Source organism: Streptomyces sp. NBC_01551 (assembly GCF_026339935.1).
GTDB lineage: Bacteria > Actinomycetota > Actinomycetes > Streptomycetales > Streptomycetaceae > Streptomyces.
In genome coordinates, this window is sequence record NZ_JAPEPX010000001.1 from 1901333 (window position 1) to 1915439 (window position 14107).

11 protein-coding genes and 3 tRNA genes are annotated in these 14107 nt (G+C 72.2%); 7 read left to right on the top strand and 7 right to left on the bottom strand.

Features of this window, described 5'->3' with window-relative positions:
- Positions 1 to 4: 4 nt before the first annotated feature.
- From OG982_RS08550 to OG982_RS08565, 4 genes are all read right to left on the bottom strand, one after another.
- Positions 5 to 838 (bottom strand): class II glutamine amidotransferase, encoded by an 834-nt coding sequence (locus tag OG982_RS08550; RefSeq protein ID WP_266788199.1) that lies wholly within the window; start codon positions 836 to 838, stop codon positions 5 to 7.
- A 162-nt stretch (positions 839 to 1000) separates the two neighbouring features.
- Positions 1001 to 1074, bottom strand: a tRNA-Ile gene (locus tag OG982_RS08555).
- A gap of 185 nt (positions 1075 to 1259) precedes the next feature.
- Positions 1260 to 1332 (bottom strand) — tRNA-Asn (locus OG982_RS08560).
- Between the two features lie 5 nt (positions 1333 to 1337).
- Positions 1338 to 1410: transfer RNA gene (locus tag OG982_RS08565), tRNA-Asn, on the bottom strand.
- A 146-nt stretch (positions 1411 to 1556) separates the two neighbouring features.
- Between OG982_RS08565 and OG982_RS08570 the strand changes: the two genes are divergently transcribed.
- From OG982_RS08570 to OG982_RS08585, 4 genes are all read left to right on the top strand, one after another.
- Positions 1557 to 1865 carry a YtxH domain-containing protein gene (locus OG982_RS08570; protein WP_266788198.1) on the top strand — a complete coding sequence of 103 codons (309 nt, stop codon included), beginning with the start codon at positions 1557 to 1559 and terminating at the stop codon, positions 1863 to 1865.
- 81 nt (positions 1866 to 1946) lie between these two features.
- A complete protein-coding gene (locus OG982_RS08575) occupies positions 1947 to 3395 on the top strand; it encodes an FGGY-family carbohydrate kinase (protein ID WP_266788197.1) in 1449 nt (482 codons plus the stop codon).
- Positions 3396 to 3642: 247 nt separating this feature from the next.
- On the top strand, positions 3643 to 5376 hold the full coding sequence (locus tag OG982_RS08580; RefSeq protein WP_266788196.1) for an ABC transporter ATP-binding protein: 1734 nt from the start codon (positions 3643 to 3645) through the stop codon (positions 5374 to 5376).
- The gene (locus OG982_RS08585; protein WP_266788195.1) at positions 5373 to 7295 is read left to right on the top strand and encodes an ABC transporter ATP-binding protein; all 1923 of its coding nucleotides are present in this window, start codon (positions 5373 to 5375) and stop codon (positions 7293 to 7295) included. Before OG982_RS08580 ends, OG982_RS08585 begins: the two co-directional genes overlap by 4 nt.
- Before the next feature lie 98 nt (positions 7296 to 7393).
- Here OG982_RS08585 and OG982_RS08590 read toward each other — a convergent pair whose 3' ends face one another.
- From OG982_RS08590 to OG982_RS08600, 3 genes are all read right to left on the bottom strand, one after another.
- On the bottom strand, positions 7394 to 8476 hold the full coding sequence (locus OG982_RS08590) for an RNA polymerase sigma factor (RefSeq protein ID WP_266788194.1): 1083 nt from the start codon (positions 8474 to 8476) through the stop codon (positions 7394 to 7396).
- A 197-nt stretch (positions 8477 to 8673) separates the two neighbouring features.
- A complete protein-coding gene (locus OG982_RS08595) occupies positions 8674 to 9444 on the bottom strand; it encodes a glucose 1-dehydrogenase (RefSeq protein ID WP_266788193.1) in 771 nt (256 codons plus the stop codon).
- A gap of 64 nt (positions 9445 to 9508) precedes the next feature.
- Complete coding sequence (locus OG982_RS08600; RefSeq protein ID WP_266788192.1) at positions 9509 to 10216, bottom strand: vancomycin high temperature exclusion protein; 708 nt, start codon at positions 10214 to 10216, stop codon at positions 9509 to 9511.
- Positions 10217 to 10590: 374 nt separating this feature from the next.
- Between OG982_RS08600 and OG982_RS08605 the strand changes: the two genes are divergently transcribed.
- The 3 genes from OG982_RS08605 to OG982_RS08615 all read left to right on the top strand — a co-directional run bounded on the left by OG982_RS08605 (position 10591) and on the right by OG982_RS08615 (position 14081).
- Complete coding sequence (locus OG982_RS08605) at positions 10591 to 11310, top strand: sirohydrochlorin chelatase (RefSeq protein WP_266788191.1); 720 nt, start codon at positions 10591 to 10593, stop codon at positions 11308 to 11310.
- Positions 11311 to 11366: 56 nt separating this feature from the next.
- Positions 11367 to 12713, top strand: coding sequence for a deoxyguanosinetriphosphate triphosphohydrolase (locus OG982_RS08610; RefSeq protein ID WP_266788190.1), 1347 nt, complete (start codon positions 11367 to 11369; stop codon positions 12711 to 12713).
- 93 nt (positions 12714 to 12806) lie between these two features.
- Positions 12807 to 14081, top strand: coding sequence for an NAD(P)/FAD-dependent oxidoreductase (locus tag OG982_RS08615; protein WP_266788189.1), 1275 nt, complete (start codon positions 12807 to 12809; stop codon positions 14079 to 14081).
- Positions 14082 to 14107: the final 26 nt, after the last annotated feature.

Sequence of the window (14107 nt, forward strand, 5' to 3'; positions counted from 1 at the left end):
CGCGTCAGGCCGCCTGAGGAGCGAAGGGGAACAACGCGTCCGCGCCCGGCCGCACGACGCCGTAACTGCTCTCCGGTACCTGGTTCCAGGCGCCGGGCAGATCGCCGAGGGGCTCGGAGACGACGAGGCGGGTCTCGTCCGAGACCTCCTGGAGGAACGCCATGTCGGGGTGGAGCCTGCGCAGGCTGTCCACCCGGCTGCTGTAGAACAGCGACCTGGATTCGCCCTTGCTGGAGTAGCGGAAGGCCCAGACGCTCTCGCCGTCGGTCACGGCCACCGTCATCTGCAGCGGGAACTCCACGCCCCGCTCGTGTCCGATGCGCTCCACGACTCCGGCCATCCGCGCCACGGCGCCCGGCGGGTCCTGCTCCAGGCCGAAGGTGACGGCGAGGTAGAACATCACCTCGGAGTCCGTCGTTCCCTCGATGTCGGTGAACAGCGCGGGGTCGACGAGCAGGCACAGTTCCCGGCGCATCAGGTGGAACCCGGAGATGGCCCCGTTGTGCATCCACAGCCAGCGGCCGTGCCGGAAGGGGTGGCAGTTCGTCTGCTGCACCGCCGTTCCGGTCGACGCCCGGATGTGGGCGAAGAACAGGGGGGACTGCACGTGATCGGCGATCTCCCGCAGGTTGCGGTTGTTCCAGGCGGGCCCCACGTCCCGCAGGACCGCCGGAGTACCGGCGTGATCCGTGTACCACCCGACGCCGAAGCCGTCGCCGTTCGTCGTCTCCACACCCAGTTTCGAGTGCAGGCTCTGGTCGATCAGCGAGTGCGCCGGCTTGTACAGGATGGTGTCGAGCAGAAGGGGTGAACCCGAGTACGCGAGCCATCGGCACATGAGTCATCACCTGTTCCTCGTTGTACCGGCAGTCTCATCGTCGGCCCATCCCACGGTGATCGCCACGCAGGCGGGAGGCGCACACGCAAGTGCCCCGCCCGGGAAGCCCGGGCGGGGCACGAGACCGGCCGGTCGCAACGTTTCTGCGGACCAGCCCTTCGGTGGGGCGGGTGGGACTCGAACCCACGGCCGACGGATTATGAGTCCGCTGCTCTAACCGGCTGAGCTACCGCCCCTTTACGGCGTGGCGCGTACATGTGTGCGCGCCGTCTGCCGCAGCATAGCCGCTCATACGATCTCCTGCCTCGGATGCCTCGCATGATCGGCTTCGCCTGTTCAGAGAGACCGCGCCGAGGGCTGCCCGGTTCCGTTCCGGGGGCAAAAAAAGAAGAGGACCCCCCTGGGGCCCTCTTCCTTCACGCTCCCCCGGCTGGACTCGAACCAGCAACCCTCCGGTTAACAGCCGAATGCTCTGCCAATTGAGCTACAGGGGACTGCGCTCCCCCGACTGGACTCGAACCAGTAACCTGCCGGTTAACAGCCGGCTGCTCTGCCAATTGAGCTACAGGGGATTGCTGCGGTGCACCGAACAGCCCACCTCCGGCCATTTCCGGGGGGCGAGCGCTCGCTGCGAGTCATAGATTAGCGCAAGCAGGGGGGTGCTCCGCCAATCGGTATCGGAAGCAGGCCGGGCACCACACGACGAAGGGTGACAGGCATGCGGTACAAGATCGCTTTCGCGCTCGGACTGGGCGTCGGCTACGTGCTCGGGACCCGGGCGGGGCGGGAGCGGTACGAGCAGCTGCGGAAGTCCGCGCGCCAGGTCGCGCAGAACCCCGCGGTGCGCAACGCGGCCGAGAGCGCCGGGCAGACCGGCCGCCAGTTCGCCGGGAAGGCCTTCGCCGCCGTGAGCGACAAGGTCGGCGACGCGGTGCCGGGCTCGCTGGCCGGACGGGTGCGCGGGCTGCGCGACCGGGTCGGCGGTGGCTCCGGCGCCGAGGACGACTGGGGTACGAGCAACACCTGAGGCACCGGGGCCCGCGGAGCCCGCGGGCCCCGGGGTGCCGCGCCGGTGGAGCCCGTCACCCCGTGCGGCAGAATTCTCCGCATGGGGATAGTCGCCGGGCTGGACAGTTCTTCCGCCTTCACTCGCATCGTCGTCTGTGACACCGACACGGGTGCCGTGCTGCGCCAGGGCTACGCGCCCCATCCGCAGCCCGCGGGAGAACCGGAGGGTGCGCACCCGTACGAGACCGACCCGCAGGCCTGGCTGCTCTCCCTCGGTGAGGCGGCCGGCGGCGGGCTCCTCGAAGGGGTGCAGGCCATCGGCGTCTCCGCCCAGCAGCACGCCGTACTGCCGCTGGACACGCAGGGCGCGCTGGTACGCCCCGCCCTGGTCGGCAACGACAAGCGCGGGCAGGCCGCCGCGGCCGATCTGATCGACGCGCTCGGCGGGCGGCACGCCTGGGCCGAGGCCGTCGGGTCCGTCCCGCACTCCGCTCAGCCCCTCGTGAAGCTGGCCTGGCTGGCCCGCGCCGAGCCGGAGGCGGCCCGGCGGGTGGCGGTGCTGCTGTCCCCGCACGACTGGCTGGTCTGGCAGCTGCTGGGCCGGCCCGCGCGGCGCACGACCGACCGGGGCGGCGCCTCCGGCACCGGCTACTGGTCGCCGGCCACCGGCTCCTACCGCCCCGACCTGGTCGAGCTGGCGCTCGGCCACATGGCCCTGCTGCCCGAGGTGCTCGGCCCCGCCGACGCCGCCGGGACCACCCCCGAGGGGCTGCTGATCTCCGCCGGCACCGGCGAGACGATGGCCGCCGCGCTCGGGCTGGGCCTCGGCCCCGGCGACGCGGTGGTCTCGCTGGGCGCCTCGGGCTCGGTGATGGCCGTCCACCGCGAGGCCCTGTCGGAGCCGGGCGGGCTGATCACCTCCCTCGCGGACGGCGCCGGCATGCACCTGCCCGTGGTGAACACCTCCAACGCGGTACGGGCCCTGCGCGGCACCGCCGAACTGCTCGGCACCGATCTGGAGGGGCTGTCCGCGCTCGCGCTGAAGTCGACCCCGGGTTCGCACGGCCTCGTCCTGCTGCCGTACCTGGAGGGCGAGCGGACGCCGAACCTGCCGCACGCCGCCGGGACCCTGACCGGGCTGCGGCGGGACGCCATGAAGCCCGAGCACCTGGCGCGGGCCTCCTTCGAGGGCATGCTGTGCGGGCTGGTCGACGCCCTCGACGTGCTGCGCTCGCGCGGCGTCGAGATCCGCCGGGTCTTCCTGCTGGGCGCGGCGGCCGGGCTGCCCGCCGTACAGGCCTTCGCCCCGGGGCTGTTCGGGACGCAGGTCGTCGTGCCGGCGCCCGCCGACTACGCGGCGCTGGGCGCGGCGCGGCAGGCCGCGTGGGCGCTGGGGGTGCAGCAGGGCACGCTGGCCCCGCACACCCCGCCGGTGTGGCCGTCCCCGGCGGCGCAGGTCTTCGAGCCGGACGAGGAGTACCCGGCCTGGCAGGCGGTGCGCCAGCAGTACATCGCCACGCGCGAGCAGATCCACCCCGGGGCGTTCTGAGCGGGAGTTCCGGGCGGGGCGCTGCGGCGGCGGCGCGGGCGGCGTTGCGTGCGGCGTTCCGGCGGCCCTTCCGGCGGCGTTCCGCGCGGGCCGCGTTCCGGGACACAGCGGGTCGAATCCCCGGCCTAGGACCCCCGTCGGGCCCCTACTCCTTTTGACCGGCCTTTGCGAAAACCGGTGGGGTTCCGGCCGGGCGGTGGCTCAAGATGGAGTGAACCCCCTCGATCTTGCCGACCGGAGCCTGCGCGTGCTCATACGACTTCTGCGGACCCATCTGGGTCCGTACCGGAAACCGATCGCTCTCCTGGTCCTGCTCCAGCTGCTGCAGACCAGTGCGACCCTCTACCTCCCGACGCTGAACGCGGACATCATCGACAAGGGTGTCGTCAACGGTGACACCGGCTACATCCTGCGCTTCGGCGCCCTGATGCTCGGCGTCTCGCTCGTCCAGCTCGGGTGCAACATCGGCGCCGTGTACTACGGCGCCCGCACGGCGGCGGCCGTCGGCCGGGACATCCGCGCCGCCGTCTTCGACCGGGTGCAGAGCTTCTCCGCCCGGGAGCTGGGGCAGTTCGGCGCCCCGTCGCTGATCACCCGTACGACGAACGACGTGCAGCAGGTCCAGATGCTGGTCCTGATGACCTTCACCCTGATGGTGTCCGCGCCGATCATGTGCGTCGGCGGCATCGCCATGGCGCTCTCGCTCGACGTGCAGCTGTCGGGCGTGCTGCTGGCCGTCGTGCCCGTGCTCGGCGTCTCGGTCGGCGCGATCGTCTTCCGGACGCGGCCGCTGTTCCGGCAGATGCAGGAGCGTCTGGACACCGTGAACCGGGTGCTGCGCGAGCAGATCACCGGCAACCGGGTGATCCGCGCCTTCGTCCGCGACGAGTACGAGAAGGAACGGTTCCGGGAGGCGAACGCCGACCTGACGGGCGTCTCGCTGGCCGCGGGCAAGCTGCTGGCGCTGATGTTCCCCACCGTCATCGTGGTCGTGAACATCTCCAGCGTCGCCGTCATCTGGTTCGGTGCGATGCGCGTCGACAGCGGCGACATGGAGATCGGCCAGCTGACGGCCTTCCTCGCGTACCTGATGCAGATCGTGATGGCCGTGATGATGGCCACGTTCATGTTCATGATGGTGCCGCGCGCCGAGGTCTGCGCCGAGCGCATCCAGGAGGTCCTGGACACCGAGTCCAGCGTGGTCCCGCCCACCGACCCGGTACGCAAGCTGCTGCGGCGCGGCCTGCTGGAGCTGCGCGGCGCCGACTTCCGCTACCCGGGCGCCGAGGCGCCGGTGTTGCGCGGGGTGGACCTGGTGGCCCGCCCCGGCGAGACCACGGCGGTGATCGGCTCCACCGGAAGCGGCAAGTCCACGCTGCTGGGCCTGGTGCCCCGGCTGTTCGACGCCACCGGCGGTGACGTGCTGGTCGACGGGGAGGACGTACGCCGCCTGGATCCGGAGCTGCTGGCCAAGACGGTCGGCATGGTCCCGCAGAAGCCGTACCTGTTCTCCGGAACCGTCGCGTCCAACCTGCGTTACGGGCGCCCGGACGCCACCGACGAGGAGCTGTGGCAGGCCCTGGAGGTGGCGCAGGCGAAGGACTTCGTGTCCGAGCTGGAGGGCGGCCTCGACGCCCCCGTCACACAGGGCGGAACCAACGTCTCCGGCGGCCAGCGCCAGCGGCTGGCGATCGCCCGCACGCTCGTGCAGCGCCCGGAGATCTACCTCTTCGACGACTCCTTCTCGGCCCTGGACTACGCGACGGACGCGGCGCTGCGCGCGGCGCTGGCCCGCGAGACCGAGGACGCGACGGTGGTCATCGTCGCGCAGCGGGTCTCGACGATCCGCGACGCCGACCGGATCATCGTGCTGGACGAGGGCCAGGTCGTGGGTGAGGGACGCCACCACGAGCTGATGGCCGGCAATGAGACCTACCGGGAGATCGTGCTCTCCCAGCTGACGGAGGCGGAGGCCGCATGAGCGGGCCCGGAGGACGGATGATGATGGGGCCGGGCGAGCGGTCCCTGGACTTCAAGGGCTCGGGCAAACGGCTGCTGGGGCAGCTCGCGCAGGACCGGGCCAAGCTGTGGGGCATGGTCGTCGCCGTCATAGGCAGCGTCGGCTGCGCGGTGGTCGGGCCGAAGATCCTCGGCCGGGCGACCGACCTGGTGTTCGCGGGGATCGTCGGCCGCCAGATGCCGGCCGGCGTCACCAAGCAGCAGGCGCTGGACAAGCTGCGCGCGGACGGCCACGGCGGGATGGCGGACATGCTGTCCGGCACCGACTTCACGCCGGGCGAGGGCATCGACTTCGGCGCCGTCGGCGTCGTGTCCCTCTGGGCGCTGGTGGTCTTCACGCTGGCCGGTCTGCTGATGCTGGTCGCGACGCGGCTGTCGAACCACGTCATGAACGGCACCGTGTACCGGATGCGCGAGGAGCTCCAGGCGAAGCTGTCGCGGCTGCCGCTGTCGTACTTCGACAGTCAAAAGCGCGGCGAGGTGCTGAGCCGGGCGACGAACGACATCGACAACATCGGGCAGACCCTCCAGCAGACGATGGGTCAGCTGCTGAACTCGCTGCTGACGATCGTCGGCGTGCTGGCGATGATGTTCTGGATCTCGCCGCTGCTGGCGCTGGTCGCGCTGGTGACGGTGCCGGTGTCGGTGGTCGTCGCGGCGAAGATCGGCAAGAAGTCGCAGCCGCAGTTCGTGGCGCAGTGGAAGACCACCGGCACGCTGAACGCGCACATCGAGGAGATGTACTCGGGCCACAACCTGGTCAAGGTATTCGGCCGGCAGAAGGAGTCCGCGGCGGTCTTCGCCGAGCAGAACGAGGAGCTGTACCGGGCCTCGTTCAAGGCGCAGCTGGTCAGCGGGATCATGCAGCCGGTCATGCTGTTCATCTCGAACATCAACTACGTGTTGATCGCGGTGGTCGGCGGTCTGCGGGTGGCCTCGGGCACCCTGTCGATCGGTGACGTGCAGGCGTTCATCCAGTACTCGCGCCAGTTCTCGATGCCGCTGACGCAGGTCGCGTCGATGGCGAACCTGGTCCAGTCGGGCGTCGCCTCGGCGGAGCGGGTGTACGAGCTGCTCGACGCCGCGGAGCAGGAGCCGGACGCGGTGGTGCCGGAGCGTCCGCAGGACCTGCGCGGGCAGGTCACCTTCGACAAGGTCGCCTTCCGCTACGAGCCGGACAAGCCGCTCATCGAGAACCTGTCGCTGACGGTCGACCCGGGTCACACGGTCGCGATCGTGGGCCCGACGGGCGCCGGCAAGACCACGCTCGTGAACCTGCTGATGCGGTTCTACGAGGTCACCGGCGGCCGGATCGCCCTCGACGGCACGGACATCGCGAAGATGCGGCGCGAGGAGCTGCGCGAGGTCATCGGCATGGTGCTCCAGGACACCTGGCTGTTCGGCGGCACCATCGCGGAGAACATCGCCTACGGCGCTCCGCGCGAGGTGACGCGCGCGCAGATCGAGGAGGCCGCGCGGGCGGCCCACGCCGACCGGTTCATCCGTACCCTGCCGGACGGCTACGACACCGTGCTGGACGACGAGGGCGCGGGTGTCAGTGCCGGCGAGAAGCAGCTGATCACCATCGCCCGGGCGTTCCTGTCGGACCCGGTGATCCTGGTGCTCGACGAGGCGACGAGCTCGGTGGACACCCGTACCGAGGTGCTGATCCAGAAGGCGATGGCGCGTCTCGCGCACGGCCGGACGTCGTTCGTGATCGCGCACCGGCTGTCCACGATCCGCGACGCGGACGTGATCCTGGTGATGGAGAACGGCACGATCGTGGAGCAGGGCACGCACGAGGAACTGCTGGCCGCGAACGGCGCCTACGCGCGCCTGTACACGGCGCAGTTCGCGCAGGCGGTGGCCGAGGTCGACTAGGCCGGCCCGCGCGGACCGGTGCGGGCCGCGGATCGGGTGCGGACCGGGGGTGCCCTCGTAAGGGGGCACCCCTTACGCGTCTGCGCGGGCGGCGGCCGTCAGTCCAGGTAGCCGCGGAGCTGGTCGGCGAAGGCGTGGTCGCGCAGCTTGTTGAGGGTCTTGGACTCGATCTGCCGGATGCGCTCGCGGGTGACGCCGAAGATCCGCCCGATCTCCTCCAGGGTGCGCGGGCGGCCGTCGGCGAGTCCGTAGCGGAGCTGGACGACCTTGCGCTCCCGCTCGCCGAGCGTGGACAGCACGGCTTCGAGGTGTTCGCGCAGCAGGAAGAACGCGGCGGACTCCACGGGCGAGGCGGCGTCGCCGTCCTCGATGAGGTCGCCGAGGGCGACGTCGTCCTCCTCGCCGACGGGTGCGTGCAGCGAGACCGGCTCCTGGGCGAGGCGCAGCACCTCCAAGACCCGCTCGGGGGTCAGTTCCAGGTGGGCGGCGACCTCTTCGGCGGTGGGCTCGTACCCGCGCTCCTGGAGCATGCGGCGCTGTACGCGGACGACGCGGTTGATGAGCTCGACGACGTGTACGGGCACGCGTATGGTCCGGGCCTGGTCGGCGAGGGCCCGGGACATGGCCTGGCGGATCCACCAGGTGGCGTATGTGGAGAACTTGTAGCCGCGGGCGTAGTCGAATTTCTCAACGGCCCGGATCAGTCCGAGGTTTCCCTCCTGGACCAGGTCGAGCATGGTGAGGCCGCGGCCGACGTAGCGTTTGGCGACGGAGACCACGAGCCGCAGGTTCGACTCGATGAGGCGGCGTTTGGCCATCCGGCCCATGACGACGAGCTTGTCCAGGTCAAGTGTGAGCTGCAAATCAAGATCGGTGTGGCCGGCGAGCTTCTCCTCGGCGAACAGCCCGGCTTCGACGCGCCGCGCGAGCTCGACCTCCTCCGCCGCCGTGAGCAGCGGGATCCTGCCTATCTCGCGCAGGTACTGCCGGAAGAGGTCGGCGGAGGGACCCGATCCGCTCCCGCTGTCGGCGGCGCGCTTGCGCTGCTCCGGCACCTGCTCGATCAGCTCCAGGGGCTCGGGTTCGTCTTCCACGGCCTCGGCCTCGGGCTCTTCGGCCTCGGCGACGTCGGCGTCGTGGACGGGCCGGCTCAGGTTCACGGTCAGGGTCTGGGTCTGCACGGGGGCGACCTCCAGGGCTCCGAGGACTCAAGCACCGCACCTCAGTGTGGGGTACGACACATCGCCGCCACGAGGGGCGTGCGAGCACTTTCTGAGTCCGGTGCGTGACCGGATGGTTACCCCCCGCCGGGAGCCCCGACGCCTACCGGACGCATGTCCGACCGGACTTCCGCCGCTCCCCGGGCGGCCCGGCGGGGCTACCGGCCCGTGAGGTTCCGCGCCGTCAGGCCGGCCGTCCAGCCGCCGTCCACCGCGAGTTCGGCGCCCGTCACGTACGCGGCGGCGTCGGAGAGGAGGAACGCGACGGCGGCCGCGATCTCCCGCGGGACGCCGACGCGGCCGAGCGGGGCGCCGGGGAAGCCGCCCTCGCCGGCCTGGATGCCGATCGGGGCGGTCATCGGGGTGAGCGTCATGCCCGGGTGCACCGAGTTGACGCGGATCCCGTCGTCGGCGAGTTCGACGGCGCCGATCTTCGACAGTCCGCGCACGCCCCACTTGGAGGCGCCGTACCCGGCGGTGAGCGCGAGCCCGGTCAGGCCAGCGGCGGAGGAGATGTTGACGATGGAGCCGCCACCGCCCGCGCGCAGCAGCGGGATCGCGGTCTTGACGCCGATGAAGGTGCCGACCAGGTTGATCTCGACGACCCGGCGGAAGTGCTCGACGCTCTCGTGTTCCAGCAACTGGCCGGTGGGGATGCCCGCGTTGTTGACCAGGCCGTCGAGGCGGCCGAACTCGGCCACCGCGTAGTCGAGGGCGGCCCGCCAGTCGGACTCGCTCGTCACGTCGTGCCGCAGGAAGCGCGCCGCGCCGCCCAGCTCCGCCGCCGTCTCGGCGCCCTCCGCCTCCAGCACGTCGGTGATCAGCACCCGGCCGCCGCCGTCCACCACGGCCCGCGCGGCCGCCGCGCCCAGCCCCCGGGCCCCGCCCGTGATGACGACGGCCTTGCCGCTCAGATCCACTCCGGCCACGGTTTCCCCACCCCTGACGCGCCGACAGACGAATATGACTAATCGGCATACGCCGACAGCGGCGTCAGTCTGCCAGAGCGGCCAGGGCCCGCGACACCCCTTCCTCCTTGGGTCCCAGGAACCGCGGCTGCGGCTTGAACGCCGCGTCCAGCGCCGCCTTTCCGGCGGCGAAGACCTCGCGCGTGCCGCCGTAGTACCAGGTCGCGTCGTGCACGGCGTCCACCCCGACCCCGTACGAGTCCACGCCCGCCGCCTGGCACAGCGCGACGGCCCGGCGGATGTGGAAGCCCTGGCTGATCAGCACCGCCCGGTGCACGCCGAAGATCTCCTTGGCGCGCACGCAGGAGTCCCAGGTGTCGAAGCCGGCGAAGTCGCTGACGATCCGCTCCCCCGGCACCCCGTGGGCGGTCAGGTACGTCCGCATCGCGTCGGGCTCGTCGTACTCGGTGCGGCTGTTGTCCCCGGTCACCAGGACGACCTTGACCTTGCCGGCGCGGTACAGCTCGGCGGCGGCGTCGAGGCGGTGGGCCAGGTAGGGGGTGGGGCGCCCGTTCCACAGGCCGGCCCCGAACACCACGGCCACCCCGGCCGCCGGGGCGTCAGCGGTGGTCCGCAGCCGGTCGGCGGCGACCGCGTGCGTCCACGCGGACGGCAGCAGCGCCAGCACGCACCCGGCCATCACCGCCCGCACGGCCCGCCGCCGGGCCCGTACGGTGCGCGGCAGCAGCTTCCGCGCCCCGCGCGCGATCTGGGTCAGGCGCGCTCCGCGCATGTTCGGGTTCCCCCTCGGTTCCGTTGGCCGTGACGGCCGTCGTGGCCGGTGATCCGCTGGTCAGGACGCCCTGGAGGAGCGCGCGGTTTCACCCGCGGCCCGGGCCGGCGCCGCCCGGGAACCCCCCGAGGGCCGCCGTGCCCCCTGTGAGCAGGTGGAAAAGACCCGTCACCCCGGCGCAACGCCCCGGCAACCTCGGACCCCCAGGATCGGTTCATGACGGAGCCGGTGCACCCTCCCGAGTCCTTGACCCTCCCCCTTACCCCCGCCACCACCGCGGAGCTGCTGGGCCGGATCACCGCCCAGCTCGGCACGCAGCTCAGCGGCCTGCGCCCTCGGCACAGGACGGGGGACCGGCCCCCCGGAGTCCTCCCATGCAGCCCACCCTCGTCGCCGTGGCCCACGGAAGCCGGGACCCGCGCGCGCCGCACGCCGTCGAAGCCCTCCTCGAACGCGTCCGGGAGCTCCGGCCCCGCCTCGATGTCCGGCTCGGCCACATCGAGCTGAACCGGCCGCTGCTCGGCGACACCCTCCGGGAGGTCTCCGGGTCGGCGGTGCTTGTGCCGCTGCTGCTCGGGCGCGGCCACCACGTCAAGCGGGACCTGCCCGCCGGCGCCGCCCGGGCCGCGCACCTGCGGATCCGGATCGCCGCCCCGCTGGGTCCGCATCCGCTGCTCGTGGAGGCCCTGTACGACCGGCTGCTGGAGGCCGGGTGGACACCGGGGGCCGCCGTGGTGCTGGCCGCGGCCGGGTCCCGCGACCCGGACTCCGCCGCCGACACCCGGCGCACCGCCGCCCTGCTGTCGGAGCGGCTCGGCGGGATCGCGGTGGTGGCGGCCTACGCCTCCGGGGCCGGCCCGCGCGTGCCCGACGCGGTACGGGCGCTGGCGGCGCGGGGCCACCACCGGGTGGCCGTGGCCTCGTACTTCGCCGCGCCGGGGCGGTTCGCCACCGAGTGCGCGGCCGCCGCGCCCGGTCCCGCGGCCGCGCCGCTCGGGGCCCATCCGGCGCTCGCCCGGCTGGTCTTGCAACGCTATGAGGCCGCCCGGGCGGCCTTCGTACAAGAGGAACGGCGGGAACTGGCCACCGCGTGAGGACGCCGCCGGTTCGGATTGCTCCGATTGTCGGTCCCTGCGGTTAACGTCTGAGCATGGAAGGCTTGCAAGGATCCCCCGCACCCCACCGACCCGATGGCCCCGAAAGCCCCGCGGACGCGTACGGTCCGTCGGACACCGAGCGCTGGTGCGCCGAGCCCGACAAACGCCCGGGCCGCACCGCCTTCCAGCGCGACCGCGCCCGGGTGCTGCACTCCGGCGCGCTGCGCCGCCTCGCGGGCAAGACCCAGGTCGTCACGCCCGGCACCCGCTCCTACGACTGGGACGCCAGCCCGCGCACGCGCCTGACGCACTCGCTGGAGTGCGCCCAGGTCGGCCGTGAGCTCGGGGCGGCGCTCGGCTGCGACCCCGATCTCGTCGAGGCGGCCTGCCTCTCGCACGACATGGGCCACCCGCCCTTCGGCCACAACGGCGAGGAGGCGCTCAACGAGTTCGCCAAGGACTGCGGCGGCTTCGAGGGCAACGCCCAGTCGCTGCGGCTGCTGACCCGGCTGGAACCCAAGCGGTTCATGCCCGATCCGGTCACCGGCGAGCTGATGAGCGTCGGCCTGAACCTGACCCGGGCCTCGCTGGACGCCGCGACCAAGTACCCGTGGGCGCGCGGCGGCCACCCCACGGACCCCGGCTCGGTCAAGTTCGGCGCGTACGACGACGACCTGCCGGTCTTCGAGTGGCTGCGCCGGGGCGCGCCCGCGGACCGCAAGTGCTTCGAGGCCCAGGTGATGGACTGGGCGGACGACGTGGCGTACTCCGTCCACGACTTCGAGGACGGTCTGCACGCGGGGCACCTCGACCCCAACCTGCTCTTCTCCGAGCCCGAGCGGGCCGCGATCTGGCGGGTCGCGATCGGCCGGTACGTCCCGGCCGACACCGAGCCTGAGGAGCTCCGCGAGGCCCTGGACCGGCTGATGGAGGAGGAGTGGTGGCCGCACGGGTACGACGGTTCGGCCGTCGCCCAGGCCCGGCTCAAGGACGCCACCAGCCAGCTCATCGGCCGGTTCTGCCTCGCCGCCGAGGGGGCGACGCGCGAGGCGTACGGTTCGGGTCGGCTCACCCGGTACGCGGCGGAGCTGGTCGTTCCGCGGGCGGCGCGCAACGAGTGCGCGGTGCTGAAGGCGGTCGCCGACCTGTACGTGATGCAGCGCGACGAGCAGGAGCGGATCCGCGCCGACCAGCGCATCGTCCTGGCCGAACTCGCCGAGGCGCTCAGCGCCCGCGCACCGGAGGGGCTGGACCCGCAGTTCCGGGCGATCTTCGACGCGGCGCCGGACGACAAGGCCCGCAAACGCGCGGTCATCGACCAGATCGCCTCGCTGACCGACGCGGCGGCGCGCTCCCTGCACGACCGCCTCACGCGGCGCACGCGACGCGCCGAAGGGTGAGCTGATCGGGCCACGGCCCCTTCACGCGGCAGGCTCAGTGCGGGACGCTCGCATGTGGTCGCATGTGACGGTGAGGTTATGAGGAGGCATCAGGTGGTCGACGCACACCGGACGTTTGTCATCGTCGGCGCGGGGCTCGCCGGGGCGAAAGCGGCGGAGACGCTGCGGTCCGAAGGCTTCACGGGCCGGGTGATCCTGATCGGGGACGAGCGCGACCATCCCTACGAGCGGCCCCCGCTCTCCAAGGGCTACCTGGCGGGCAAGGAGGAGCGCGAGAGCGTCTTCGTGCACGAGGCGTCCTGGTACGCGCGCTCCGACATCGAGCTGCACCTCGGCCAGCCGGCGGTCCACCTGGTCCGGGACGAGAAGAAGGTCGTCCTCGGCGACGGCACCGCGCTGCACTACGACAAGCTGCTGCTGGCCACCGGGGCCGAGCCGCGGCGCCTGGACATTCCCGGCACGGGCCTGGCGGGCGTATACCACCTGCGCCGGCTGGCGCACGCCGAGCGGCTGCGCAACGCGCTGTCGCGGCTCGGCCGGGACAACGGCCACCTGCTGATCGCGGGCGCGGGGTGGATCGGCCTGGAGGTCGCCGCCGCGGCGCGCGGGTACGGGGCGGAGGTCACGGTCGTCGAGCCGGAGCCCACGCCGCTGCACGCGGTGCTCGGTCCGGAGATCGGCCGGCTCTTCGCGGACCTGCACGCGGAGCACGGGGTCCGCTTCGCCTTCGGGGCCCGGCTGACGGAGATCGTCGGGCAGGACGGCATGGTGCTGGCGGCCCGTACGGACGACGGGGAGGAACACCCGGCGCACGCGGTGCTCGCGGCGATCGGGGCCGCGCCGCGCACGGCGCTCGCCGAGACCTCCGGGCTGGCCCTGGTGGACCGGGAGCACGGCGGCGGGATCGCGGTGGACGCCTCGCTGCGCACCTCCGACCCGGACGTCTTCGCGGTCGGGGACGTGGCCGCCGCCCACCACCCGGTGCTCGGGACCCGGCTGCGGGTGGAGCACTGGGCGAACGCGCTCAACGGCGGCCCGGCCGCGGCGCGGGCGATGCTGGGGCAGGAGGTGTCGTACGACCGGGTGCCGTACTTCTTCTCGGACCAGTACGACGTGGGCCTGGAGTACTCGGGGTACGCGCCTGCGGGGGGCTACGACCAGGTGCTGATCCGCGGGGACGTGGCCAAGCGGGAGTTCATCGCGTTCTGGCTGTCGCAGGGGCGGGTGCTGGCCGGGATGAACGTGAATGTGTGGGACGTCACGGATCCGATCCAGGCCCTGATCCGGTCCAAGACGCCGGTCAACCGCGAGGCGCTGGCGGACCCGAGCGTTGCGTTGACCTCGCTCCTGGAGGCGGAGGGGGCCTGACGGGTTTGCCGGCGCCCGGCCGTAGA